Below are 23,916 nucleotides of genomic sequence, written 5' to 3' on the forward strand. Positions count from 1 at the left end.
TCTGCGTTTCTGTTAAAAACGGAAACGCTCTAGGTATGAAAACCCCGGCTGCGTGGCCGGGGTTTTTCATTGGATGGATGTAGGGACCGCCCTCAGGCGGTCGAGACCGAGAGGCCCGTTCCGCGATTTGGAATCACCTTCTGGAGCTGGTCCGCCGCGGTCGGGAGGATGTTTTCCTTAGGCCCAGGTCGCCCGAGATAATAGCCTTGGGCTTCATGGCAGCCTTCGACGCGCAGGATTTGCAGCTGGGCCGCCGTTTCCACACCTTCGGCCAGCACCGGAATTCCCAGGCTCTGTCCCAGTGCGAGCACGGAACGGACGATGGCCATAGCTTGCGCGTTGCGCTCCATTTCCCGTGTGAAGGAACCATCCAGCTTGATCTTGTCGAAGGGAAAGCTGCGCAGGGTGTCGAATGACGAATAGCCGACGCCGAAATCGTCGATCGAAATCTTCACGCCCAGCGCCTTGATCTGGCGCAGGACGTGCAGAGCACGGGCCTTGTCGGCAATGAAAGTGGATTCCGTGATCTCGAGTTCCAGCCGACTTGGCGACAACGCGGTCTCGACCAGGATGTCGCGGATCAGACCGGCCAGGTCATTGTGCACGAATTGGACCGGCGAAAGATTGACGGCAATCTTGTGGGGCTTGCCCAACTTGCCGGCGTCCCGGCAGGCCGTTCTCAACACCCATTCGCCGATGGCAAGGATCAGGCCGGTCTCTTCCGCGATGGGTATGAAAACGGCAGGCGAAATGGGCCCTCTGCTTGGGTGGCTCCAGCGCAGCAGTGCCTCATATCCCAGCACATCTCCGGATTGGGCAGACTTCTGCACCTGATAGTGGAGTTCGAGCTGACCGAGCTCAAGGGCGTGGCTGAGATCCGAGGCCAAAGCGTGATGTTCGCGCGCCGCCTTGTCCATCTGGGGCTCGTAGAAGCAGACGGCACGGGTGATGTCGCTCTTAGCGCGATACATGGCCAGATCGGCATTGCTTATGAGGACCTGCCGGTCGTGACCGTCATCGGGATAGAGCGCCACGCCGAGGCTGGCACCCGCGGCAAAATCGACATTGCCGATGCGAAGCGGCTGCGAGAAGGCCTCTTCGAGGCGCGTCAGGAAATTGTCCAGCTGATGGCGGTCGACGAAGCGTTTGACGCACATGAATTCGTCGCCGCCAATGCGAGCGGCAAATTCGCTGTCCTGGAGAAGATGGCCAAGACGAAAGCCGATCGTTGCGAGCGCCGTATCGCCGGCCTGATGCCCGCGCAGATCGTTGATTTCCTTGAACCGGTCGAGGTCGATGCCGATGATCGCGACCTTTGCGGCGGTATAGTGAGCTTGTTCGAGCGCGCGATCCAGATGCTCGATGGCGCTGGCGCGGTTTGGCAGGCCGGTGAGGGAATCGGTCAGCGCCAGCTTCTGCAGCCGATCAAATGCTTCCTGCGAGGTCTGTTCGTCTATCAGATAGCTGATCACGCCTGCTCCAAGCACCAGCATGCCGACGCCGACGACCGCGAAGGCGGCCAGCGTCGACGAGGCGGTGTTGTCGGTTGCAGTCGAGAATGGCGTCACCGAAATGGCGGTCATGCCGGTGAAATGGAGAGAAGCCACGGCAAGTACGAAGAAGCCGACGGGCACATATTTGGTCTCGCCCCATAGCGGCTTCGCCGCCTGCCGCATCGCGATGGCGCCGAACAGAACTGATAGCGCTATCGATGCCAGCACATAGTCGGTGTTCCATTCGATCAGGCCGTCGACGCGATAGGCCAGCATGCCGCTGTAGTGCATCGCCGATATGGCGATGCCGACGACGCCTCCTCCGATCTCCGCGGCCAGGGGAAAGCGGAAACTGAGGGATAGCCAGAAACCGTAGGCGCAGCCGGCCACAGCGACCAGCAGGGATATCATCGTGAATGTCGGGTCGAAAGTAACAGGGGCATCATGTTCATAAGCAATGACGGCGATGAAATGGGTGCACCAGATCGAAGAACCAGCCGCCTGCGCTGCGAGAAAGATCCAGCCGGCTCGTGGCCAGCCGCCGCGCGCCTCAGCCTGCCGGAAGAGCCGGAATGTGACCCAGCTGCCTGCAATGCAGACGAAGACAGCAAGCAATACGAGCCACGGATTATGCTCTGTGACGAGGCATGAGACGACACGCATGAATAACGCCCCCCTCGGCGCCATTATGTCAGGACAATTGTCGTTTGGTTGTTGCCGCATCCAAACCGCAACTGCCGGTCCCGCAGACGTTGCCAAGCAATCGCTAATATTCTGATAGCGCCAATAGTTAATGCGGTCGAGTCCGTTGCCTGCCCGATTTCGGTTCTCGCCCGGTCATTTCCCAACGCTTTTGGCGATCAACGAGGAAAAGGCGGCGATTGCGGCCGCTTGCTTTGTCCGTCCCTCCTGCTGCTCGCGTGCGATCGCTTCGGCTGCTCCCAGCAGACCGATGCAGGCAAGGCGCAATCCTTTGCTGTCCAGCCCAGTGAACGGCTTCAAGGCTTGGCACATGATCCCGACATACTCGTCGATCATGGCGCGCTGCTGCGATGCCATCTCTTCGCTGCCCTTGAGAGCGGCCGAAATCGCCGGTGCCTCCGGGCCCAGATTGGCGAGACAATTGAAATAAGCCTTGCTCATGATGTCCGCCGTCGCGTCAAGTTCCGGGGGGGCTGTGGCCAGCGCTTCGTGCAGCGCTTGCACATATTGGGCCTCCAGCCGCTGGAAGAGCGCAAGGAGCAACCCGGCGCGTGTCGAGAAATGGTCGTAAGCCACCGGCCTGCTCACACCTGCCTTTGCAGCAAGCGTGACGAGCGACAATGCGTCGGCACCGTCCTGGCGAACGATCGCCATGGCTGCATCGAGCAGCTGTTCGCGGCGTTTGTCTTTCGGCAGCTTGACCAGGATATGTCTCCCGCTTGATTTCTACATTTTGTAAGTTACACTTTGTAGGAATTAGAAGCAAGCAAGGATGTGCTGTGAGCGATGTAACCGTCATCGGCCTTGGCGAGATGGGCAGCGCGCTTGCCCGTGCCTTTCTGGCGGGTGGAAAGTCCGTCACCGTCTGGAACCGTACGCCAGCGAAAGCCGCAACCCTGGAGCAACTGGGCGCCCTACCGAAGTCCACCGTTGCCGACGCCGTCTCGGCCAGCCCGGTCGTGGTGATTTGCCTGTCCGGCTATGCAGCGGCTTCTCACCTGCTCGGCGAGGTCGATTCTGAGAATCTCAGTGGCCGGTTGATCGTGCAACTGGGTTCGGGAACACCGCGCCAGGCGCGCGAACTCGACGCGTTGGCGGTAGCGAACGGTGCGAATTATCTCGACGGCGCCATCGGCGCCTGGCCACGTCAGATCGGCGGGCCGGAAGCCGGGCTGCTCATCGTCGGCAATGAGGCCGTGTTTACGTCAGCCGAGCCCCTCTTGAAGCTGCTTGGCGGAGGCCTCAGCTATGTCGGGCCCAACATCGGTCATGCCAAAGCCCTGGCCAATGCTGGCCTGGCCTACTTTGCCGCACACTGGATCGGCTTCAGCCATGGCGCTGCGGTCTGCGAGGCGGAGGGCATCGATGTCGGCACCTTCAGTGGAGTTATGGCAGACATGGCGCCGTTTTTCGGCGAAGATTTGCGCCACATGGGGCGTGTCATCGCGGAGGACCGCTTCGATGAACCCGAAGCCACGATCAAAACCGTCACGTCGGACCTTGGCGGCCTTGTCGAAGCTTCACGCGATCTAAAGATTGAAACGGCCTTTCCCAATTTCGCCGCTGGCATTTTCCAGCGTGCGAAGGACGCTGGATTTGGCGCTGAAGAACCGAGTGCGGTGATCAAGGTGCTACGCGGGACCTGACGGGTTGGGTGAATCGTGGGATCCGGCAACCGGATGGCGGTCGCTGCGTTGTTTGTTTCGAAACAGCATGGACATTCCATGACCCGCAACGAACTCCGCACAATCTATTGCCGATACATCGACTGCCTGAACAGGCAAGACTGGGACGAACTTGGCGAGCTCGTCGACGACGACGTCCACTACAACGGCATCCGGGTGGGTCTCGATGGGTACCGTTCGGTGCTCGAGGGCGATTTTCGCGCGATCCCCGATCTTCGCTTCCAGATCGACTTGTTGATCTGCGATCCTCCCCGCATCGCCAGCCGCCTGCATTTCGACTGCACGCCTGTCGGTACCTTGTTCGACCTGCCCGTCAACGGCAGGCGTGTCCAGTTCGACGAGAACGTATTTTACGAATTTGCCGGAGCCCGGATCGAAAGGGTCTGGTCGATCATCGACAAGGCAGCGATCGCTGGACAGCTCTGATGTCGGCGGTGGCGGGCGGCATGTTCGAGCCGTTCCGCCTTGGTCAGACTTATGCCGTCAGATAGCTGTCCGCGCGAGTCTCAACCAGGGCGCCAGATGAAAGGCGCTCATCAGAAGGTACATCACCACCATGCTGCCGAGCGGCATGCCCGCTCCGGATGAGCAAAGCATCTCGGCTGGTCCGCTCGTGACGCCGGTCAGCAGAGCCATGGCAGCGAAGGTCGGCGACGCCGCCAGCCCCAGCCAATCTGAGCCCGTCAGGGCGCGGCTGGTTGTCTCGCCGGTCGTCGTTGTGAGCACGGCGGCATTGCCGGCGGCCTTCACGTCCTCGGCTGTACTGGTGCCGGTCCGAGGAGGTGTTTCCTCGTCGGACCAGATCGAACAGCAGGAGCGGCTCATGACTTCGCACTCGTCGCTTTGGCGCGCATGGCCTCTTCGCCAGCGTCCGAAATCTCGACCCATCCCTTGTCGGGTTCGGCTTCGGCAACGTAGCTGTCGTTCCAGTTCCACCATTTGTAAGCCGGGGTCTGCGGATAGCCTTCAGGCGAATCCTCCCAGACCTCCTGGCGGCCAAGCGGCGTGATGTCGAGATAGTTCCAGGTGCCGCCCATCTGCTCGTCGGCGCGATCAGCGATGAAATAGGTGCGGAAGATACGGTCGCCGTCACGCAGGAACACGTTGTGGCCGTGCCATTCGTCCACGCCGAAGTCGGCATCGAAACTGTCGACGATGGTCACCCATGGGATGCGGTCCCAGTCCATCCGCGCCTTCACGCGCTGGATGTCTGCCTGCGGCGCGCGGGAAGCAAAGACCAGCGTGGTGTCACGAGCATTGAGATGCGAGACGTGGGCGACCTGGTCGGCTACCATCGAGCAGCCGCGGCAGGCGTGCTCCGGCCAGCCGTAGACGCCTGGCTCGAAGAAGGCGCGGTAGATGATCAACTGGCGCCGGCCGGCGAACAGGTCGCGCAGGCTTGCCTTGCCGGTCGGGGTTTCGAACACATAGTCTTTGGTCACCTCCACCCAGGGCATGCGGCGCCGTTCGGCTGCCAGCGCATCGCGGGCTCGGGTGTGGGCCTTTTCCTTCACGAGAAGCTGCTGGCGCGCTTGCTCCCAAGCCTCTGGTGTGACCACCGGTGGCCTGTGCATGGCCGCCAGCTTGCTGTCACGTTTTTCGGTTGATGCAGTCATCGTTCTGAACCTCCTTGTCTGGGCGACGTCGTGCCTCGAGGTCGAAGCGCGGTCGCGCGTCACTCGGTGCTGGTGTCAGTGTGCCCTCGGAGGCCGAGCAGTGTGAGTAACAAGTGTGGCGCTATTCCGGATCGCGCCGAATGAGGGCTGCTCAGAACCGTTTGCGCAACAGGGTGGCCACCACGAACAAGGCGCCGATCGAACTGGTGATAATGCCGATCGGCAGTTCCTGGGGCGGCAGCAATGTGCGTGCCAGAAGATCGCTTGCGAGCAGGAGCACTGCCCCGAAGACCGCACAGGCAATGGCCAGCCGCAGATGCAGCGGGCCTGCAAAGCGGCGCGCGATATGTGGGATCATCAACCCCACGAAACCGATGACACCGGCAACAGAAACCAGGATTGCCGTCGACAAAGCCGCGGCCAGGAACGTCAGTGTGCGGAAGCGCGCCACCGGAACGCCGAGGCTTTCGGCCGTGTTCTCCCCGGCCAGGAAGGCGTCAAGCCAGCGATGATAGCGCAGCGCGAAAAAAAGGATGATGGCAAGTCCGGCGACCGCCAAGCCGATATTGCCCCAGCGTGCGAGCCCCAATCCGCCCATTGTCCAGAACAGCACGGAATGGGCTGCACGCTGGTCCCCGGCAAAGATCAGATAGTTGGTCAGCGCCGCGAACAGGAAGGATACGGCAAGGCCGGCAAGGATCAGCCGCTCCGGCCCTTGGCCACGAATGCGGTTGACGAGCAGAAGCACGACGAGGGCGGTGAGGATGCCGCCGACAAAAGCAGCGACCGGAAGCGTCCACAAGCCCAGGCGGTCGCCGAAGACGGTGATGACCGAAACCGCACCGGCGGCGGCGCCCGACGACAGGCCGAACAGGAACGGGTCGGCCAGGTCATTGCGTGTCACCGTCTGCAGGAGCGCCCCGACGACGGCAAGACCGGCGCCGACGCAGATGGCGAGGATGGCGCGCGGCAGCCTGAGATCGACGATGATCTTCTCCACCGGCGCGGTCACGCTTCCTGCGTCGAGCCCAACGGCATGGGCAAGCGCTGCGATGACGTCGCCGAGGGGAATGACGGTCGAACCATAGGCAATGGACAGCAGCGCCAGCAAGGCGACGAGCGCCAGGCCTATACCGATGGATGCACCGTAGGATCGGCTGGGCACGCTCAGAATGCCTCTGGGTGCATTGCCTTTGCGATCTTGTCGATGGCTTCGATATTGGCTGGGCCGGGCGTCAGCTCCGCATAACGCAGCGCAATGAAACGCTCGTTCCGCACGGCATCCGTTTCTTTCATGGCCGGATGCTGTTTCAGGAAATTCAGCAGCTTTCGGTAGCCGGCGTCGTCCTGGTAGTCGAGCAGGATCAGGAATTCCGGGTTTCGGGTTGCGACCGTTTCCCAATCGGTATTGCCCCAGTTGGTCTCCATGTCGGCCATGATGTTCTTGCCACCGGCAGCTTCGATCATCGCGGTCGGGATCGCGAATTTGCCGGCGGTGAAAGGCTTGTCCTCGCCCGAATCATAGAGGAACACACGCGTGCCGCTGCGGGCACCGACCTTGGCGACGATGTCGGAAAGTCTTTCCTTCCATCCGGCAACCAGGGCGTTGGCTTCGTTCTCCTTGCCGAAGATCTTGCCGAGCTTTTCGACATCGCCGAACAAGAGATCCATTGAAGCCGCCGGCCGGTTCTTGTCGAGGTGGATGCAGCTTTCGCTGAGCACCAGTGTCTTGATCCCGTGCGGCGCCAGGGTGTCGGGCGTCACGTCACCACCGGGTTTCATGCCGTAGTACCAGCCCGCAAAGAAGAAATCGGGCTCGACAGCCAGCAGGTTTTCCAAGGTCGGATATTTCGGCGCGAGTTCCGGAATGGAGCCTTGCGCCTTTTTGAATGCGTCATCGACCTTGTACCAGCCGGTGATGCCGGTCAGGCCGACGATCTCCGGCTGCAGGCCCAGCGCAAAAGCCATTTCCGACATGTTGAGATCGTTGATCACGGCGCGTTTCGGCGCAGCGTCGAAGGTCAGCGGAACGCCGCAATTGTCGACAGTGACCGGAAAGGCAAATGCCGCCGACGAAACAAGCGTGGCGGCCAAGCAGGTTCCGCAAAAGCGGCTCACGCTTTTGCGATAAGAACCTGCGACAATATAAAAAGCCAGGCTGACGAAGCGTTGGCGAAGCCACGTAAGTCTGCTTGGGCAAAGGGCGAGGCGTGTCATAGCGGCTCCGTCGGAGATGGGTTCAGCGGGAAAGGCGGATCGGGACGTCGAAGACCGTCAGTTCGCGGTCATGTTCGTCGGGGTGAGGCAGTCTCAGCACATCGATGCCGAAGACCTCGCGCACCAGTGCTGCGGTCAAGGTCTCGCGCGGCGTGCCGAGCGCGACGAGGCGTGCCTTGCTCATCACGGCGACATGCGTGGCGAAGGGAGCAACCAGCGGCAGATCGTGCAGCACGGTGACAACGGCGATGTCCAGCCTGGCAACGAATTCCAGCAGTTCACCGCGGGCTCGTGGATCCAGATGGTTTGTGGGCTCGTCGAGAAACAGCAAATGCGGCTGCTGCGCGATGGCGCGTGCAAGCTGCGCACGCTGGCGCTCGCCGCCGGATAGGGATCCCATGCGACGCTCTCGCAGGGCAAGCAGGCCGGTTCGCTCCAGCGCGTCGAGCACCACGTCCCGGTCGTCGCTGCGGCGGCGGAGACCGGCATGTGGAATGCGGCCGAGCCCGACATAATCGCGTACGGCAAGCTGGGCGTCCGGCTGGTCGGACTGGCCGACCACGGCGATGCGGCGCGCCCGCTCCGCCATTGGCAGCCGATCGAGGGATTCGCCATCGAGATGCACAAGACCATTGCCGGGCTTGAGCATGCCGCACAGCATGCGCATCAGCGTCGTCTTGCCGGCGCCGTTCGGACCGATGATGGCGAGCCTTTCGCCGGCCCGTACATCAAGGTCGACATGTTCGACAAGTGTGACGCCCGCTTCCGGCCGATAGCAAAGGTCGCGCGCCTGCAGGACGACATCGCGGTGAAAAACGCCAAAGCCTTCCAACTGATCCCTCGTTCGATCAGGTGCGGAAGGATGGCCAGAATGGCGGCGGGCGCCCTTGCAGCTTCCTCCCGGCACACCCCGTCCGGTCAACTCACTGTGATGGCAGGTCTCCTGGCTCGCGGATCGTTGCGCTGTCCTGCCTTCCCGGCGCTTGGCCAGTGGCGTCTTCGGACTTTGCTACCGCTTACAGTTGCGGGGGCAGCCACGGTCTTGGTTCTTGTGGAACCTCACCGTATTCCCTTTTCACCCCGGACCTTTCGATTCGAGGCACCATCGCGGGGGACCCTATTGTGACCGCTCGCTCGTGGCAATGGCGATTCTTGGTCGGGACCCCTCGTCGCGTGTCGCTCTGCCGGCGGAGTGTAGAGAGCGCGTCGCGGATGACAGTCGCAGCCCGGCTGATGGCTCCTGAACAAGGCGAGCAGTGATTTGACGATCATGCCGCTTGCCCATTCCAATTCGGAAACGGATCGGGCAAGCCGCGCCACAGTTGCGGCGCGAAGACCGGATCATCGACGAGACAGGCATCGAGTTCGGCGCGAATAAGGCTTTCGTCGATCGGGTCGCAGCCGATGAAGACAAGTTCCTGCCTGCGGTCACCCCACATCGGATCGAAATAGGGTTGCATCGCCTCCTGCCAGGACGGATTGTCGGGCCACCGGTTGCGTGGAACCGCTGCCCACCAGAGGCCGCGTCTGCCGGTCCGCACCAGGGCTCCGGCCTGGCTCAATTCACCGACATGATCCGGACGAGTCGCAAGCCAGAAGAAGCCCTTGGCGCGCACCACACCCGGCCAGGGCCGGTCGATGAATGCCTTGAGTTTTGTCGGGTCAAAAGGGCGACGCTCCCGATAGACGAAGGAGCGGATGCCGTATTCTTCCGTTTCGGGAATATGATCCTTGAAGCCGTTCAACTCCTTGAACCAGAGCGGATGTTGTTCAGCCCGCTCGAAGTCGAAACGTCCGGTGTCGAGCACTTTCTCGAGAGGCACACGGCTGAAGTCCGTTTCGATGAGTTCGGCCTGCGGGTTGAGCGAACGGATGATCTTGCGGGCGAGATCGAGGTTCTTGGCCGAGCTCTCCGAAATCTTGTTGAGCACGATGACATCGGCAAACTCGATTTGCTCGACCAGAAGATCGACGAGGACGCGCTCGTCCGAAGCGCCGAGTGCTTCGCCACGATCCCGCAGGAAATCCGATGAGGAATAGTCTTTCAGCAGGTTGGCGGCATCGACAACCGTCACCATGGTGTCGAGGCGGGAAACGTCCGCAAGGCTGTTGCCCGCCTCATCGCGGAATTCAAAAGTCGAGGCGACGGGCAGGGGTTCCGAAATCCCCGTCGATTCGATCAGCAGGTAATCGAACCTGTTCTGTCCGGCGAGACGGCGTACTTCGGCCAGGAGATCGTCGCGCAGCGTGCAGCAGATGCAGCCATTGGTCATCTCGACCAGCTGTTCGTCCGTACGCGACAAATCGGCGCCGCCTTCGCGCACCAGTGCGGCATCGATGTTCACCTCGCTCATATCGTTGACGATGACGGCAACCCGGCGCCCGTCGCGATTGTGCAGGATGTGGTTGAGAAGCGTGGTCTTGCCGGCACCGAGGAAGCCGGAAAGGACGGTTACCGGGAGGCGCTTTCGATCGTGCGTGGGCATGCGTGTTTCCAAAGTTCGTGGAATTCTGCCGAGGAGAATAATCGCTCAGCAGTCGTTATGTTGTAACATAACAAGTTTGAAAGACAAGCGCATGCGCTCGGGGAGAAACGGTTCCCTTTGCAGGGTTGATATGGGTTCCGTAGGGGAGCTTCCCCTGGAGTTCCCGTGCGGTGGAGGATTCTATGCCGCGGCGCGCTGCTGCTTCAGGAACAGCCGGTTACCTATCCCGCGGGCTTCCGCGGGAAGTTGTGCATGATCTTGCGCCTCAGGAAAAAGCAGCAGTTCGGACGTGACCACCTTGGCGCCGCAATAATCGAAGATGCCATGGTCGATCTGGGTCTTCATAGCGCCGAAATAACCGTGCCTGGCATAGGTGCGCTGGCTGGCCCCACCAATCGCGACCAAATGCACGTTCAGCCGCTGCAGCTTCTTCGTCAGCTTGCCCCCCGGGGGCTCGTCATAAGCCCAGCCGTTCATGAACACACGGTCGATCCATCCTTTGAGCAGTCCGGGCATCGACCACCAGTAAACCGGATAGACCAGCACCAATGCATCGGCGCGGTCGATGCGCGCCTGCTCTGCGGCGATATCGTCTGCGGTCGGCGCCTGGCCTTGAAAGGTGGCGATGTCGGCTGTGTTGAAGCGGGGATCGAAACCTTCGGCGGCCAGATCGGCAATCTCGAAACTGTTGCCCGAAGCGACGACGCCTTCGCCGACGCTAGCGGCAATCTCGTGGGTTAGCGACTTGGAATCGGGGTGCGCGACGACGATGAGCGCGTGCATGGCAGGGCTCCCTGGGAGGTGTTGCAGAAAAAGGGTTCGTCTTATATACTTTTAGTAAGTTACTTTTGGTATATAGCAATGTCAAGCGGTCATGTGAAGGATGGACGTCCGCGCCGTCAGCGCCTGCTGCGGGAAGAGCGGCATCGCCAGCTTCTCGATGTCGCTTGGCGCATCGCGCGGGAAGACGGCACCGAGGCATTGACGCTCGGCCGGCTGGCTGAACAGGCGGCGGTGACCAAACCCGTTGTCTATGATCACTTCCCAACGCGCCCCGCTTTGTTTGCAGCGCTCTACCAGGAATTCGACGAGCACCAGAACATGGTGATCGACGCCGCCCTGGCAGTCAGCGAGCCGACGCTCGAGGGGCGCGCGCGAGTGATCGCTTCGTCTTATGTCGATTGCGTGCTGGAGCAGGGCCGCGAAATCCCCGGTGTGGTCGCAGCCCTTGTCGGCACGCCGGAGCTGGCGACCATGAAACGCGAGCATGAAGCCGCATTCCTGGAGAAATGCCGCACAGCGCTGGCGCCCTTTGCGCGCGGCCTCACCACGGCGCGCCTATGCGGCATGCTGGGAGCTGCTGCAGGCCTGTCTGCGGCCGCCGCCTCGGGCGAAATCACAACTAAAGACGCCAGCGAGGAACTCTATCAGGTCATTTTGGCGGTGGTGGCACGCAGCGCCGGATGAACGCCGGCCCTCTCGTAAAGTGCCGACGAACAGGCTCACTGCCTCGTAGCGATTGTCGCTGCTGCGCCGCCCATCAGCACGGCGGCGCTGCGGTTCATCAGGCGCACGGCTCTCGGCGACTTCAATGCGTGGCGTGCCTTGGCTCCGGCCAGCACGAAGGGTAGCTGCGCCAGGGTCAGGATCGTCGCGGTCAGTGCCACCAGCACGAAAACATCGAAGATCGTGACCGCATTCAGGTCGATGATGGTCGGCAGGATGGCGATGTAGAACAGGATGGACTTCGGATTGCCGAAGGTCACCAGCACACCGGAGGTCAGGGCGCGCCAACGGCCGCCGGCGCCGGCTTCCGTGCCTTCGGTCTTGATGTCGAAATCGGCGGTCCAGTATTGGTATGCCAGCCAGACGAGATAGGCCACGCCTGCCCATTTGATGACGATCAGCGCCAGCGTGAAGCTCTCGGCGATATAGGCCAAGCCAGCCAGCACCGCGGCGAGATAGAGAACGTCGCCGACCACCATGCCCAGCGTCATCCAGATGGCCTGGCGGTAGCCACTTTTCATCGCCTGCGCGACGATGGCGACAATCTGCGGGCCGGGAATGGCGGCAGCGATGGCCAGCGCCCCGGAATAGGCCAGGAAACCCGAAAGGGTCATCGTTTCGTCCTTCCTTGAGCGGAACAGGCTCGCGTCCGGTGCAGCCCCGAGAATTGTAGGAACACCATATTGCGCTTTGGCGAATGTGCAATCGGCGGTGGGTCGAATGCCATCATCGGAGTTTCCGATGGAAACATTCGTATCTTCCCGTTTCCCTTCGCACCCTTTCGAGCAGACAACTCCCGAACAGAGCCGCCCCATCGATCGGCGGTCACAACGGAGAGTCCATGAACACATCTATTGGAAACATCGACGAGCGCGTGCTCATCGTCGGCGGCAGCTCGGGCATGGGTCTGGCGCTCGCGAGGCAGCTTTTGTCCGAGGGCGCGGAGGTAACGATCGTTGGGCGCTCACAAGCGAAACTGGATGAAGCCAGGGGCAGCCTCGGCAATCCGCCCACTTTGCACGTCGCGGTCGCCGACATTGCAAGGGAAGGTGAGGTAAGCCGGCTTTTTGCCGGCACTGGCCAGCTGGATCACATCGTCTCGACCGCGGCCGACATCGGTGCATCCTATCGGCTTTTGCCGGAACTCGACATCGCGGAAGCGCGCAGGGTCGTCGATTCGAAATTCTTCGGGCCGCTGCTGCTCGCCAAGCACGGCGTGCCGGTGTTGTCCGGGAAGGGTTCCATCACCTTCACATCGGGCATCAATGCTTATCGTCCGGCGGCGCGCGGTTCGGTGACGTCGGCGATGAACGGCGCGCTCGCTTCGCTGGTGCGTGCCCTTGCGGTCGAACTCGGGCCGGTCCGCGTCAATGCGGTCTCGCCCGGTTGGGTCGATACGCCGATCTGGCGGCATGTCGCCGGCGATGCCAAGGCAGCCACGTTGGATGCCATGGCTGCCCGCCTGCCGGTGGGCCGCATCGGTCAGCCGGAAGATATCGCCGATGCCATCCGGTTCCTGATGCGGAACGGCTTCGTCACCGGAACGGTGTTGCACGCCGAGGGCGGGCATCGCCTGGTTTGAATTGCTGGCGCGCAGCCTCCAGGAAGAGACGCACAGCGGGCCGTTTGCCGCGCCCGCCATGCCAGATCATGGAGACGGGGACCTGCGAATTGTCACCGGTCCACGGCAGCGTCACGATACGCCCGTCACCGGATGCGGCAACCCGTGGGATCAGGGCGCATCCGGCGCCTTCCGCCACCAGCTTCTGGATCGCTGCGATCGAGCCGAGTTCGAGAGCAATGCGTGGCCGGATCCCGTCTTGCGCGAAAGCGGTTTCGAACATCTGGCGATAGACGCATCCTTGCTCCGTCACCAGGAAGGGTTCGGTGCGCAGGTCGCTGGGGCCTACCGTGACTTGTCCGGCGAGCCGATGGCCGGCCGGCAATGCGACGACGAGCTCCTCTTCGGCCACCACCTCATGTTTGAGTTCCGGCGTCTGCGGCGGTTCGCCGAACGCGAAGGAAATGTCGAGTGCGCCGCTTTTCACACCGCTACGCAGCTCGCCGCTGCCGGCGCTTTTCAGTTGCAGCCGCACCGCCGGGTGCGCGGCACCGAAATGCGCCAGGAGCGGTGGCAGATAGCTGGCACACAGCGTTTCCAGCCCGCCGATCGCCAGTGTGCCAGCCGTTGTGTTGGTGGCTGCTGCCACCGCCGCCCGCGCTTCCTCGGTGCGGGCCAGAAGATCGTGAGCATGATCGAGCAGGCGCTGGCCTGCCTCGGTCAGTTTCAGCTTGCGCCCAGTCCGGTCGAAGAGCGGGGCATTCAGATCCGCCTCCAGCGACTGGATTTGTTCGCTCACGCTCGACTGGGCAAGGTGGATGCGTTCCGCAGCGCGCGTGATGTTGAGGTCGGACGCAACGGCGACGAATGTCTTCAAATGCCTGAGCTGCATGGCTTGTCCGTGATGGGTGTTAAGCGGAATATAGTCGCTCAGCACGCCTCGGTCAGCGTCGCACGGCGAGCGTCAGCGGCACTAAAGCCACGACGGTATACACAGCCTGCCTCAGCTGCGAACGCAGCATGCGAAGAAATCATCGCCTCTCGAACCGCTCGCGAGCGGCGGCCTGGCAGGCATGAAAAAGTCCAATGAAAAGCAGTTCTCGTACCGCGAGCTTCTTTCGACCCCAATAGCTGACCGCCTTCATCGCATCGGGGTCGGATGTTTCTGCAAGCGACGATTTCAGCATGCTGCCTGTGCAGTTGAGCACCAAGGCCTGAATGGCCATTCGGCCGCATGTCTTAGCTTCAGGTGTCATCGATGCGGCGGGAAAAGGATAAAATGCAGCGCGATAGCCGCGTATCAGGAATGAGGTCTGTTCACTAGAATAGCCAGTGGCCGATAGCAGCTTGGTCATCCTGGCTCGTTCGCCAGCCAGGGTCAGCTCGCCACAGGCAGGTGCGGCATTGCCTTTCGTGACCGATATCACCGTCAGAATTCCGACAATGGCTGAAGCCCCCCATTTCGGAGCGATGCTCAGGACATTGAACATGGAATGGCTGCCCTCCCCGGAATAACAGTGAGATCGCGCAAAATGTGGGACGCGTAAAGGCTTCACGCGCAAATCGGTTTCAGAGCAGTTGACTCGTTTGTACCAATCGGTACAAACATCGCAATGCGCCTGACAAGAGCCGAAGGAGACCGCGATGAGTCGTCCGCCACTTCCGCCATTCAATGCCGAGACCGCCGCCGAAAAGGCGCGCAAGGCTGAGGACGCCTGGAACAGCCGCGATCCCGAGAAGGTGTCGCTCGCCTATACCGAGGATAGTCTCTGGCGAAACCGCGCCGAATTTGTCAGGGGCCGGCCGGAGATTGTTGCCTTCCTCACACGCAAATGGGCGCGTGAGCTGGAATATCGCCTGATCAAGGAAGTATGGACCTGGAATGAGAACCGCATCGCCGTGCGTTTCGCTTATGAATGGCGCGACGACAGCGGCCACTGGTTTCGCTCCTACGGCAACGAGAACTGGGAATTCGATGACGCCGGGTTGATGCGCCGGCGTGTCGCTTCGATCAACGACCTGCCAATTGCCGAATCGGAGCGCAAATTCCACTGGCCGCTCGGCCGCCGGCCCGACGATCATCCCGGCCTCAGCGATCTCGGGCTCTAGATGCGCAAGGGTGCGTCGGGCCGGAACGAGTTGATAGCGGCGATTGCCGAAGTATTTCGCGCGCATGGCTATGCCGGCGCCAGCCTGGCGCTGATCACCGAGGCGACGGGGCTCGGCAAGGGCAGCCTCTATAACTTCTTTCCCGGCGGCAAGGATGAGATGGCGGCCGCGGTAATGGCGCATATCGACCACTGGTTCGAGGACGAAGTGTTCTCGCCGCTGCGTGAAACGAAAAACCCGCAGGAGGGCATAAGTCGCATGCTTGCGGCGACAGACGCCTATTTCCATTCCGGCCGTCGCGTCTGCCTGGTCGGTGCCTTTGCGCTGGATGACGCACGCGACCGTTTTGCCGCCGAGATCAGGTCCTACTTTGGACGGTGGGTCGCGGACCTTGCCGGTGCGCTGCGGCGAACAGGCCGGCAAGAGGCGCAAGCCGAACGTTTAGCCGAGGAGAGTGTCGCCGGCATTCAGGGCGCGCTGACGCTGGCACGGGCTTTCGACGATCCCGACGTGTTCTCCCGCACGATGGCGAGCATCCGCGAACGGCTGGGCGCTGCCGATATCTGATGCGTCGGGCGTCCGCTTTCAGGCTGCGTCCAGACCCTCGAAGATCAGGCTGTGATGGACGGCGGCACCGGCAGTGACGCCGTCTGCCGAAGCCCAGGTGGCATTGTGCATCCCGCGCGCCGCATCGCCGGCGGCAAAAACGCCGGGTATACTGGTCGCCTTCTTGCCGTCAGTGACAATGACCGGGCCGAAAAAGCCGTCCTCGAAGGCGCAGCCCAGGCTTTCGGCGAGCGGGCTGGCCATCACCGTGCGCGGGGTCAAGTAGAGAGCCGTCATGGCAATACGGCGGCCATCGGCAAGTACGACGGTCCGCAGCGTCTGCGCCTCGCCTTCCAAAGTGTCGACGGCTACCGGCTCGACCGTAACGCCGCGCTTTGCAAGCTTTGCCAGGATGTCGCCGTCCGGCATCGGCTGGCCGTTGAGGAACAGCGTCGTCGGGCCCCATTCGGTGATTATCATCGCTTTTTCCGCGCAATGCGGCGTGGTGGCCAGCACGCCAAGCGGCGCGCCGCCGAATTCATAACCATGGCAGTAAGGGCAATGCAGCACGCTGACGCCCCAGCGCTCGGCAAGGCCCGGCATATCCGGCAGGATATCGGCAATGCCGGTCGCCAGCACGAGGCGGGAAGCCTCCAGCATGGGTCCTGAGGCCAGGGTGACGACAAATGCGCCCTCCTGTCCGGACGCACCGACGGCCTCGTCCGCGATAAAATAGACATTCGGATAAGCGGTGAGTTTTTCGCGGGCCGACTCGATCATGCGGGCAGGCTCGGCGCCGTCCTGCCCGAAGAAGCCATGCGAGGCAGTGGCAAAGCGGTTGCGTGGCTTGCCGGCGTCGATGACGGCCACGTTGCGGCGGCCGCGTGCGATCTGCATGGCTGCGGACAGGCCGGCATAGGAGCCGCCGATCACGACGGCGTCGAAGGGCGTTGCAAACATCTGCATGTCAGGCTGCATGGGGATTCGCCTTTTTTGTCTTATTGTGCTTCCAGCGCTCGTGGAAATCGGCCGCCAGGTCGGCCAGCGTCACCTCGCCGAGCCTCTGGATCAACAGCGCTTCCGCCGCCTGGAAAGCATCATCAAGCGCTGCGTTGACAGCTTGCTCCACCAGGCAGTCCGGCATCTCCTGCCGGTTGCCCAGCGCGAAGACCATCGGTTCGCCGAGTGCCGTGTAAACGTCGCGCAGGGACACTGTGGCGAGGTCCCGGCTGATCGTCCAGCCGCCGCCATGGCCGCGTTCGGACTGCACGATGCCCATGTCGCGCAGGCCGGCCATGATACGCCGGATCACCACCGGGTTGGTGCTGAGCGTCTTGGAAAGCTGTTCTGAGGTCATTGGCCGGCCTTCTTCGGCCATATGAAGCAGGACGTGCAGGACGCCGGAGAGTCGACTGTCTCTTTTCATGCAACTTTATATGTTACGAAATGGCGCAGAGTCAAGATTGCACGAACGCTGCGATAGATGAGGCTGTCTTTCGGGAGCCTGCTGGCAGGCTTTATTCGCTTTCGCCGTCCAGCGCCGGTACGGAAACGCCGGCAAGCTCGGCGGCCAGCAACCTGGCAGCTCCGGCGCGCGCGATCCTCAGCATCAGTGCCTTGCGGGTGGCGGCGGCCATGCGGTGTTCCGGCGCGTCACGCATCATTTCGGCACCATAGCCATCGGATAGGATGAAGCCGCACTCGTCGGGGAAGATATCGGCAGGCACACCGGGATGTGTTGCGAAGAAGAAGCGATCGCAGTGCAGCCGGTAATCTGGCCATTTGCGGTCGACACGAAAATCCTCGATCGACGATTTGACCTCGATGATCCAGATATCCCCTTGGCGGGTAAGCGCAACGAGGTCGGCGCGCCGCCCCGTCGCCAGAGAGAGTTCAGGCAACACATGCGCGCCCATTTGAGTGAGCAGCCGCTGCACACCGCGCCGCACCAGCATGGCGCGCTCCGACTGGCGACCGTCGATCAGGGGATTTTGCAAAACCGGAGAAACAATGGGCATGGCTCATAATGCCCGATTCCGTTCACGGTTTGAACCCGTCTACGCACAAACGACGTTTGGGCGTGACGATAGCGATATTAGCGGCGATGATGGCCGCCGTTTGAGCCCTGTCCCCATTGGAGCAGAAGATGCCGGAAGCGTTGTTCCTCGTCTTGACGGTCGTCGTGGTACTCACTCTCGGGATGATATTCTGGGCTGTGTTCGCGCTGACCCGAGCGAAGCTTGGGCGCGTTGCGGCGCAGAAGCTTTCCCTCGGCTCCGATGGTTACGTCGAAGTCCCTCTTGCCGCCGCCTTTGGCGGATGGAAGGGCCTCCCGTGGATTGCCGCCACGAGTTCCGACATCGCGCCGCTTCTGCGTCTCGGCCCGGATCGGTTGGAATACCGGGTCATCCGCTTCAAGTCGCGACCCTATTCGGATGTATCGCGGGTCGATGTCAGGACAACAATCGGCACCGTCAACATCGTGATCGACTTTCACGGATCCTGGCGCAATTTCGCGGGCAACGCTGCGAGTCTCGAAAACGCCGCCGAGGCGATCGAAATCCTCGCCCGAAAAGGTTGCCCGCTTAGCAACCGTGCCGAACAGTTGCGTGCAACAATCGGCGCCGAACAGCTTCGGCAGCTCACTGAGCCCAGCATCGCGCCGACTGCCGGCTAGTTTGTAGCCGCAACGCCTCGGCGAATCGAATTGCTGACGATCCAGTCAGTGCGGCACCCTAGATGACCGTGCTCGAGCGATCGAGCGTCTCGCGGATGACATCCGCTACCGCTGTTGCTCAGCCTACCGTTTCGACCTCCCCTGCCATCTCTTCCAGGATCGGGCAATCCGGACGCTTGTCGCCATGGCAGGCGTGGATCAGCTTGTTCAAGGTCGCGCGCATGGATTGCAGTTCGCGGACCTTTTCCTCGATCGCCGCGACATGCGCCGATGCGATTGCGCGTACATCCTGGCTGGCACGTTCTCGATCCTGATAAAGCGCCATCAACTGACGGCAGTCGTCGATGGAAAAGCCAAGGTTGCGGGCGCGCTTCAGGAAGGCCAGGCGGTGTACGTCGTCACTCGAATAGTCGCGGTAGCTGTTGTCACAGCGTTCGGGCGAGATCAGTCCGATCTCCTCGTAGTAACGGATGGTCTTGGCCGGCAGTCCGGAACGGCGCGCGGCATCGCCGATATTCATGATTTCGTCCTCTGGCGGTCTCAACGGGGAGTATTCCTCGGACCGCTTTCTTTGTTTTTGTTTGATAATCCCACGGTAGATGTTGCCAAAATGCCATAGCCGGAGCCTTACCGGCAGGCACACCCATCCATATAAGCATCGGCTGCTTGGCAAGCAAAAGAAATGCCAGCATGAATGCGTTAACGATTTTTACCGAATCGCCGCGGATCAACGGGACGGAGCGTAGAAACGGTTCATGCGCTTGAAATCTGCCATTGTCGTTGCGGCGTTGGCCGCCTCGCTTGCCGGCTGCAGCACTATCGGGCAGATGCGGCTGTTCTCAAACGATTATGGTGGTGTAAGCGACGCGGGCTACCAACTGCCGCGCATTCCGATCGAAAAGGTGCCGCGCAAGTATCATCGCCAGATCGTCGCCTACGACACCAATGAGAAGCCTGGCACGATCGTTGTCGATACAAGCAACAAATTCCTCTACTTCGTACTGCCGGAAGGCGAAGCCGTGCGTTACGGCATCGGTGTCGGCCGCGAGGGTTTCGAGTGGAACGGCACGGCACGCGTGGCGATCAAGCGCGAATGGCCGACCTGGACGCCGCCGGCACAGATGATCAAGCGCCAACCGGAACTGGCTCAGTTCCGCAACGGCATGGACCCTGGATTGAAAAATCCGCTGGGCGCCCGCGCGCTGTATTTGTTCAACAAGGGCGACACCGGCTATCGACTGCACGGCACCCCGGAATGGTGGTCGATCGGCAAGGCCATGTCTTCCGGCTGCATCCGGCTGATGAACCAGGACATCATCGATCTCTACAACCGCGCCGAAGTCGGCGCCAAGGTCATCGTGATGTGATTTCGTCCGTCCGAAACGGGACGGGCAAGAGTTCGTACGCGGACCGTCTAGGCAACACGGACGTCCCAGACAGAAGACCGGGCATGAAGCCCGGTTTTTTGTTGATTGGAGCTGTGTGCGGAAACAAAAAACCCCGAGAGGTCATCTCGGGGTTCGTCATCGCAGGGATGTCGGCGCTTATGCTACCTGTTCGACATGTTCCACTTCAGGCACGAAGTGGCGGAGCAGGTTCTGGATGCCGTGCTTCAGCGTTGCGGTCGAAGATGGGCAACCGGCGCAGGCGCCCTTCATGTGCAGGAACACCGTACCCTTTTCATAGCCGCGGAAGGTGATGTCGCCACCGTCCTGCGCGACTGCGGGGCGCACGCGGGTGTCGAGCAGCTCCTTGATGGTGACGACGATCTCTTCGTCTTCCTTGTCGTAGAACTCGCCCTCGTGGTCGGCGGTCGTGGATGGAGCGGTGCTGGCCATCACCGGCTGGCCCGACATGAAGTGCTCCATGATGGCGCCAAGGATTGCCGGCTTCAAATGCTGCCAGTCGGGTCCGTCCTTTGTCACCGTGATGAAGTCGTAACCGAAGAAAACGCCGGTCACGCCTGGGATGTCGAACAGCCGCCCAGCCAACGGCGAAGCTTCGCCCGCAGCGTCGGCGTCGCGGAAATCCGCAGTGCCTTCACGCAACACTTCCTTGCCGGGCAGGAACTTCAACGTCGCCGGGTTTGGCGTCGACTCGGTCTGGATGAACATGGCGGTCTCCGGCCCGCGAAGCACGGGCGATAGTTTGGAATGGTTCTAAATAGGCCCAATCCGGCGGGCATTCAAGCAAAAGCCGGAGAGGCTGTCGAATCTAATATAGGGAGATCAGGCCAGGCTTTCGATATCGTCATCGGAAAGGTTTTGCGGCACGACGGTGACCGGAATAGGAAAGGCGGCGCCCTTGCCTGCGATCGAGGCAACCAGCGGGCCAGGTCCTTCCTTTCCAGCGCCGGCCGCCAGAACCAGGATGGCGATGTCCTGATCTTCCTCGATCAGTTTGTGGATCTCCTCGGCGCGCTTGCCTTCCCGCACCACCAGTTCCGGTTCTATGCCGGCCTTCTGGCGCACTTTTCCGGCGTAGGCGTCGAGTGCGGTGCGGGCCGTGGTATTGGCTTCCTCGCGCATGATCTTTTCCACGCCCAGCCAATGCTGGAAATCGTCCGGCTCGATGACATAGAGCAACACCAGAACTCCGCCCGTGCTCTGCGCCCGCTTCGAGGCATAGGCAACCGCGCGCTCGCATTCCGGCGTATCGTCGATGACCGACAGGAATTTGCGGCGGTGGCCGGCTTCACGGCTGAGACGTTTGGAGACCATGGCTTTCCTGTTTGATGGCTTCGCCCGCAATCTGCCACTCGCGTAGGGTGCCTTGCAAGCGGCCCGCCATGCGGTCAGGCGGAGGCACTTCAAAAAAGAAGGGCGGCCTTGAGTTGCCGCCCTGTGGGATTGATCTGCGTCTGGCTCAGCCCTGCAGCAGGCCGATGATGTCGCGCACCGTTTTCATATTGGCCTCGGCCAACACGCCAGCGCGTTCGCCGCCGTTGCGCAAAACGCTGTCGATATGGCCGGGTTCGGCCATAAGGCGACGCATTTCACCGGCAATAGGCGCCATCTTCTCGACAGCAAGGTCGGCGAGCGCCGGCTTGAATACCGAGAACTGCTGGCCACCATACTCTTTCAGCACGGCTTCCTTGCTGGTGTCGGCGAGCCCGGCATAGATGCCGACTAGGTTCTCAGCTTCCGGGCGACCTGCCAGGCCGGCGATTTCGGAAGGCAGTGCTTCCGGATCGGTCTTCGCCTTCTTGATCTTCTTGGAGATCGTATCGGCGTCGTCGGTGAGATTGATGCGCGACAGGTCGGATGGGTCCGACTTCGACATCTTCTTGGAACCATCGCGCAGGCTCATGATGCGTGCCGCCGGCCCGCCGATGACCGGCTCGGTCAACGGGAAGAAGCCGTTCACCGTTTCGTCGCCCATCTGGATCTCCACGCCGACGCCGAGTTCGGCGATGCGGTCGGAGAAGTCATTGTTGAACTTCTGGGCGATGTCGCGGGTCAGTTCCAGATGCTGCTTCTGGTCGTCGCCCACCGGAACGTGGGTGGCGCGGTAGACCAGGATATCGGCCGCCATCAGGCTTGGATAGGCGAGCAGACCGAGCGAGGCGTTCTCGCGGTCTTTGCCGGCCTTGTCCTTGAACTGCGTCATGCGGTTCATCCAGCCGATGCGCGCCACGCAGTTGAAAATCCAGGCAAGCTCGGCGTGCTGCATCACCCGGCTCTGATTGAAGACGATGTGTTTGTCGGGGTCGATCCCCGCGGCCAGGAAGGCGGCGGTGATCTGTCGGGTCTGGTCCTTGAGGTCTTCGTGCACGAGCTGGGCGGTCAGCGAATGCAGGTCGACGACGCAATAGATGCAGTCCATCGTTTCCTGCAGCGCGACGAACTTCCTGATCGCGCCGAGATAGTTGCCGAGATGCAGATTGCCGGTTGGCTGGACGCCGGAAAAGATAAGCGGTTTGAAGGCGGTCATGGCGGTTTCCTTGGCTTGTGGAGGGCCGTTTCGCGCGCGGCGAAATTTCGGACGGCGCGTTATGGCCGACGCGGCGATGCCGATCAAGAGGGCGCAGGACGACTTTGTTCCGGACGCGTCGGCAGAGGCGCAAAAAGACTATCTCAGCCAGACGAACCGCTGTCTGCGGTCGCGAACTTCCGGCCTGCGCTGGAGGCTTTGCGCCGATCCGGCAGGCCGACCAGGATGCGGTAGGGCGCGGGCCAAAGGTCGGCGAGTATCGCTGCAAGGATCGACCAGAACGTGGTGATGCCAACCACTAGAGCGAGTTTGCTCCAGAGCGACAGATCAAGCGGCAGCACATAATACAGCGCCATCACCACGAAGGTCTGGTGGACGATGTAGAGAGGGAAGATCTTGGCATTCAGCCATGTGAGTGCGGTGCTTTTGCGATTCAAATGGACCGCTGCAAAACCGACGGCGGTGAGGATCACCGTCCAGGCCAGCGAGAAGGTCAGCGCCTTGTAGAGCGCCATCTGCATGCCGCCGGTCTCACCCCCGATACCGGCGGCTTTGGTCACCCACGAATATCGCCACAGACAGATGGTCAGGATGGCGGCGATGGTAAAGCTCATCCACCGTTTCGAGATGATGGCCGGCACCACCGCCTGATGATGCTTGGCGACAAGAAAACCGAGACCGAACCAGCTCGCCCATACGGCAAACCAGGCGCCGTCATTGTAGAGCACATTGGTTTCGCGCGGGAAGAACGGCAGGAAGATCAGGTGCAGCACCAGCGGCAGCAGGACGAACAGGTAGATGGCTGGCGTGCGCGCCGTCCGTTTGAACCAGTCTGACAGCCCGCGACCTGAGGCATGGGTGAGAAACCAGAAGATCGGCGTGCAGATAACCGTCATCACCAGCAGATAGGCGACGAACCACATATGCGCCCAGGAAAAATTGCCGGTCGGATAGCGACCCTCGGTGAAATAACGCGTCACCCAGAATTCCAGCAGCGAGCCCTGGAAGCGGCCGTCAAGCAGGCGCTCGTACCAGACCTGCGGCACGATGATCACACACATCGCAAAGATGAGCGGCAGGAACAGCCGCACAAAACGGCCTTTCAGGAACTCCACAGCCGTCTGCGATCGGAAGGCGAACCAGGTGCCCATGCCAGAGACGAAGAACAGCAGCGCCAGCCGCCAAGCCCGGGGAAACAGCGTGACCAGCGATAGTGCCTGGCTTTTCTCGGGGCTGTTGAACAGCCAGTCGAGGTCGTAGAGAAACGCCGACGACGAATGATAGAGGATGAGCAGGCCGAAGGCCGAGACGCGCAGCCAGTCGATATAGTGAAGCCTGGTATCTTGCATGGGCCCCGCGCCCTCTTTGCGCCAGGCCGGTGCTCT

Annotated in this window: 28 protein-coding genes and 1 riboswitch; of the genes, 8 read left to right on the forward strand and 20 right to left on the reverse strand. The window is 61.5% G+C overall.

Going from position 1 to position 23,916, the window contains the following annotated elements; translation table 11 throughout:
• Positions 1-92: 92 nt before the first annotated feature.
• Together L4923_RS19795 and L4923_RS19800 are read right to left on the reverse strand one after the other, a co-directional pair.
• Positions 93-2,156 carry a putative bifunctional diguanylate cyclase/phosphodiesterase gene (locus tag L4923_RS19795; RefSeq protein WP_239368275.1) on the reverse strand — a complete coding sequence of 688 codons (2,064 nt, stop codon included), beginning with the start codon at positions 2,154-2,156 and terminating at the stop codon, positions 93-95.
• Between the two features lie 174 nt (positions 2,157-2,330).
• A complete protein-coding gene (locus tag L4923_RS19800; RefSeq protein WP_343303715.1) occupies positions 2,331-2,903 on the reverse strand; it encodes a TetR/AcrR family transcriptional regulator in 573 nt (190 codons plus the stop codon).
• Positions 2,904-2,974: 71 nt separating this feature from the next.
• On the opposite strand from L4923_RS19800, the gene L4923_RS19805 reads away from it, so the two are divergent.
• Both L4923_RS19805 and L4923_RS19810 read left to right on the forward strand, forming a co-directional pair.
• Positions 2,975-3,841, forward strand: coding sequence for an NAD(P)-dependent oxidoreductase (locus L4923_RS19805; RefSeq protein ID WP_239368279.1), 867 nt, complete (start codon positions 2,975-2,977; stop codon positions 3,839-3,841).
• A 78-nt stretch (positions 3,842-3,919) separates the two neighbouring features.
• On the forward strand, positions 3,920-4,306 hold the full coding sequence (locus L4923_RS19810; RefSeq protein ID WP_239368281.1) for an ester cyclase: 387 nt from the start codon (positions 3,920-3,922) through the stop codon (positions 4,304-4,306).
• 57 nt (positions 4,307-4,363) lie between these two features.
• On the opposite strand, the gene L4923_RS31110 is transcribed toward L4923_RS19810, so the two are convergent.
• The 7 genes from L4923_RS31110 to L4923_RS19845 form a co-directional block, all read right to left on the reverse strand.
• Positions 4,364-4,705: a hypothetical protein gene (locus L4923_RS31110; protein ID WP_343303699.1), complete on the reverse strand. Its 342-nt coding sequence runs from the start codon at positions 4,703-4,705 to the stop codon at positions 4,364-4,366.
• Positions 4,702-5,496, reverse strand: coding sequence for a DUF899 domain-containing protein (locus L4923_RS19820; protein ID WP_239368283.1), 795 nt, complete (start codon positions 5,494-5,496; stop codon positions 4,702-4,704). Before L4923_RS19820 ends, L4923_RS31110 begins: the two co-directional genes overlap by 4 nt.
• A gap of 151 nt (positions 5,497-5,647) precedes the next feature.
• On the reverse strand, positions 5,648-6,661 hold the full coding sequence (locus L4923_RS19825; RefSeq protein WP_239368285.1) for a FecCD family ABC transporter permease: 1,014 nt from the start codon (positions 6,659-6,661) through the stop codon (positions 5,648-5,650).
• A gap of 2 nt (positions 6,662-6,663) precedes the next feature.
• Complete coding sequence (locus L4923_RS19830; RefSeq protein ID WP_239368287.1) at positions 6,664-7,590, reverse strand: ABC transporter substrate-binding protein; 927 nt, start codon at positions 7,588-7,590, stop codon at positions 6,664-6,666.
• Between the two features lie 145 nt (positions 7,591-7,735).
• Positions 7,736-8,545 carry an ABC transporter ATP-binding protein gene (locus L4923_RS19835; RefSeq protein ID WP_239368289.1) on the reverse strand — a complete coding sequence of 270 codons (810 nt, stop codon included), beginning with the start codon at positions 8,543-8,545 and terminating at the stop codon, positions 7,736-7,738.
• Between the two features lie 84 nt (positions 8,546-8,629).
• A riboswitch (cobalamin riboswitch) is annotated at positions 8,630-8,835 on the reverse strand.
• 146 nt (positions 8,836-8,981) lie between these two features.
• Positions 8,982-10,199 carry a zinc metallochaperone GTPase ZigA gene (gene zigA, locus L4923_RS19840; RefSeq protein ID WP_239368291.1) on the reverse strand — a complete coding sequence of 406 codons (1,218 nt, stop codon included), beginning with the start codon at positions 10,197-10,199 and terminating at the stop codon, positions 8,982-8,984.
• Between the two features lie 180 nt (positions 10,200-10,379).
• Complete coding sequence (locus tag L4923_RS19845) at positions 10,380-10,982, reverse strand: NAD(P)H-dependent oxidoreductase (RefSeq protein WP_239368293.1); 603 nt, start codon at positions 10,980-10,982, stop codon at positions 10,380-10,382.
• 78 nt (positions 10,983-11,060) lie between these two features.
• On the opposite strand from L4923_RS19845, the gene L4923_RS19850 reads away from it, so the two are divergent.
• Positions 11,061-11,666 (forward strand): TetR/AcrR family transcriptional regulator, encoded by a 606-nt coding sequence (locus L4923_RS19850; protein ID WP_239368295.1) that lies wholly within the window; start codon positions 11,061-11,063, stop codon positions 11,664-11,666.
• Positions 11,667-11,701: 35 nt separating this feature from the next.
• Here the strand turns inward: L4923_RS19850 and L4923_RS19855 are convergent, their stop codons facing one another.
• The gene (locus tag L4923_RS19855) at positions 11,702-12,319 is read right to left on the reverse strand and encodes a LysE family translocator (RefSeq protein WP_239368297.1); all 618 of its coding nucleotides are present in this window, start codon (positions 12,317-12,319) and stop codon (positions 11,702-11,704) included.
• Positions 12,320-12,546: 227 nt separating this feature from the next.
• Here L4923_RS19855 and L4923_RS19860 point away from each other — a divergent pair, with 227 nt between their 5' ends.
• Positions 12,547-13,287, forward strand: coding sequence for an SDR family oxidoreductase (locus tag L4923_RS19860; protein WP_239368299.1), 741 nt, complete (start codon positions 12,547-12,549; stop codon positions 13,285-13,287).
• Here L4923_RS19860 and L4923_RS19865 read toward each other — a convergent pair.
• Positions 13,241-14,158 carry a LysR family transcriptional regulator gene (locus tag L4923_RS19865; RefSeq protein WP_239368301.1) on the reverse strand — a complete coding sequence of 306 codons (918 nt, stop codon included), beginning with the start codon at positions 14,156-14,158 and terminating at the stop codon, positions 13,241-13,243. The two genes, L4923_RS19860 and L4923_RS19865, sit on opposite strands and share 47 nt — an antisense overlap.
• 139 nt (positions 14,159-14,297) lie before the next feature.
• Positions 14,298-14,756 carry a hypothetical protein gene (locus L4923_RS19870; RefSeq protein WP_239368303.1) on the reverse strand — a complete coding sequence of 153 codons (459 nt, stop codon included), beginning with the start codon at positions 14,754-14,756 and terminating at the stop codon, positions 14,298-14,300.
• Between the two features lie 154 nt (positions 14,757-14,910).
• Between L4923_RS19870 and L4923_RS19875 the strand changes: the two genes are divergently transcribed.
• Entirely contained in the window at positions 14,911-15,375 is a 465-nt protein-coding gene (locus L4923_RS19875; RefSeq protein ID WP_239368305.1) for a nuclear transport factor 2 family protein, read from the forward strand.
• Positions 15,376-15,942 carry a TetR/AcrR family transcriptional regulator gene (locus L4923_RS19880; RefSeq protein WP_239368307.1) on the forward strand — a complete coding sequence of 189 codons (567 nt, stop codon included), beginning with the start codon at positions 15,376-15,378 and terminating at the stop codon, positions 15,940-15,942.
• 18 nt (positions 15,943-15,960) lie between these two features.
• Here the strand turns inward: L4923_RS19880 and L4923_RS19885 are convergent, their stop codons facing one another.
• The 3 genes from L4923_RS19885 to L4923_RS19895 all read right to left on the reverse strand — a co-directional run bounded on the left by L4923_RS19885 (position 15,961) and on the right by L4923_RS19895 (position 17,939).
• Entirely contained in the window at positions 15,961-16,899 is a 939-nt protein-coding gene (locus L4923_RS19885; protein ID WP_239368309.1) for an NAD(P)/FAD-dependent oxidoreductase, read from the reverse strand.
• A complete protein-coding gene (locus tag L4923_RS19890) occupies positions 16,889-17,347 on the reverse strand; it encodes an Rrf2 family transcriptional regulator (protein ID WP_239368311.1) in 459 nt (152 codons plus the stop codon). Before L4923_RS19890 ends, L4923_RS19885 begins: the two co-directional genes overlap by 11 nt.
• A gap of 91 nt (positions 17,348-17,438) precedes the next feature.
• Positions 17,439-17,939 (reverse strand): MmcB family DNA repair protein, encoded by a 501-nt coding sequence (locus tag L4923_RS19895; RefSeq protein ID WP_239368313.1) that lies wholly within the window; start codon positions 17,937-17,939, stop codon positions 17,439-17,441.
• A 128-nt stretch (positions 17,940-18,067) separates the two neighbouring features.
• Here L4923_RS19895 and L4923_RS19900 point away from each other — a divergent pair, with 128 nt between their 5' ends.
• Entirely contained in the window at positions 18,068-18,598 is a 531-nt protein-coding gene (locus L4923_RS19900) for a hypothetical protein (protein ID WP_239368315.1), read from the forward strand.
• A gap of 118 nt (positions 18,599-18,716) precedes the next feature.
• Here L4923_RS19900 and cueR read toward each other — a convergent pair whose 3' ends face one another.
• Entirely contained in the window at positions 18,717-19,118 is a 402-nt protein-coding gene (gene cueR, locus L4923_RS19905; RefSeq protein WP_239368317.1) for a Cu(I)-responsive transcriptional regulator, read from the reverse strand.
• Positions 19,119-19,353: 235 nt separating this feature from the next.
• On the opposite strand from cueR, the gene L4923_RS19910 reads away from it, so the two are divergent.
• Positions 19,354-19,965, forward strand: a complete 612-nt coding sequence (locus tag L4923_RS19910) for a L,D-transpeptidase (protein WP_239368319.1) — start codon at positions 19,354-19,356, stop codon at positions 19,963-19,965.
• Positions 19,966-20,142: 177 nt separating this feature from the next.
• Here L4923_RS19910 and L4923_RS19915 read toward each other — a convergent pair whose 3' ends face one another.
• From L4923_RS19915 to L4923_RS19930, 4 genes are all read right to left on the reverse strand, one after another.
• Positions 20,143-20,712, reverse strand: coding sequence for a NifU family protein (locus L4923_RS19915; RefSeq protein WP_239368321.1), 570 nt, complete (start codon positions 20,710-20,712; stop codon positions 20,143-20,145).
• Between the two features lie 114 nt (positions 20,713-20,826).
• A complete protein-coding gene (locus L4923_RS19920) occupies positions 20,827-21,318 on the reverse strand; it encodes a universal stress protein (RefSeq protein WP_239368323.1) in 492 nt (163 codons plus the stop codon).
• A 145-nt stretch (positions 21,319-21,463) separates the two neighbouring features.
• On the reverse strand, positions 21,464-22,531 hold the full coding sequence (gene trpS / locus L4923_RS19925; protein ID WP_239368325.1) for a tryptophan--tRNA ligase: 1,068 nt from the start codon (positions 22,529-22,531) through the stop codon (positions 21,464-21,466).
• A gap of 143 nt (positions 22,532-22,674) precedes the next feature.
• Positions 22,675-23,880: an acyltransferase family protein gene (locus L4923_RS19930; protein WP_239368327.1), complete on the reverse strand. Its 1,206-nt coding sequence runs from the start codon at positions 23,878-23,880 to the stop codon at positions 22,675-22,677.
• Between the last annotated feature and the right edge of the window lie 36 nt (positions 23,881-23,916).

This window comes from Terribium retamae (assembly GCF_022347545.1).
Classification (GTDB): Bacteria; Pseudomonadota; Alphaproteobacteria; order Rhizobiales; family Rhizobiaceae; genus Mesorhizobium; species Mesorhizobium retamae.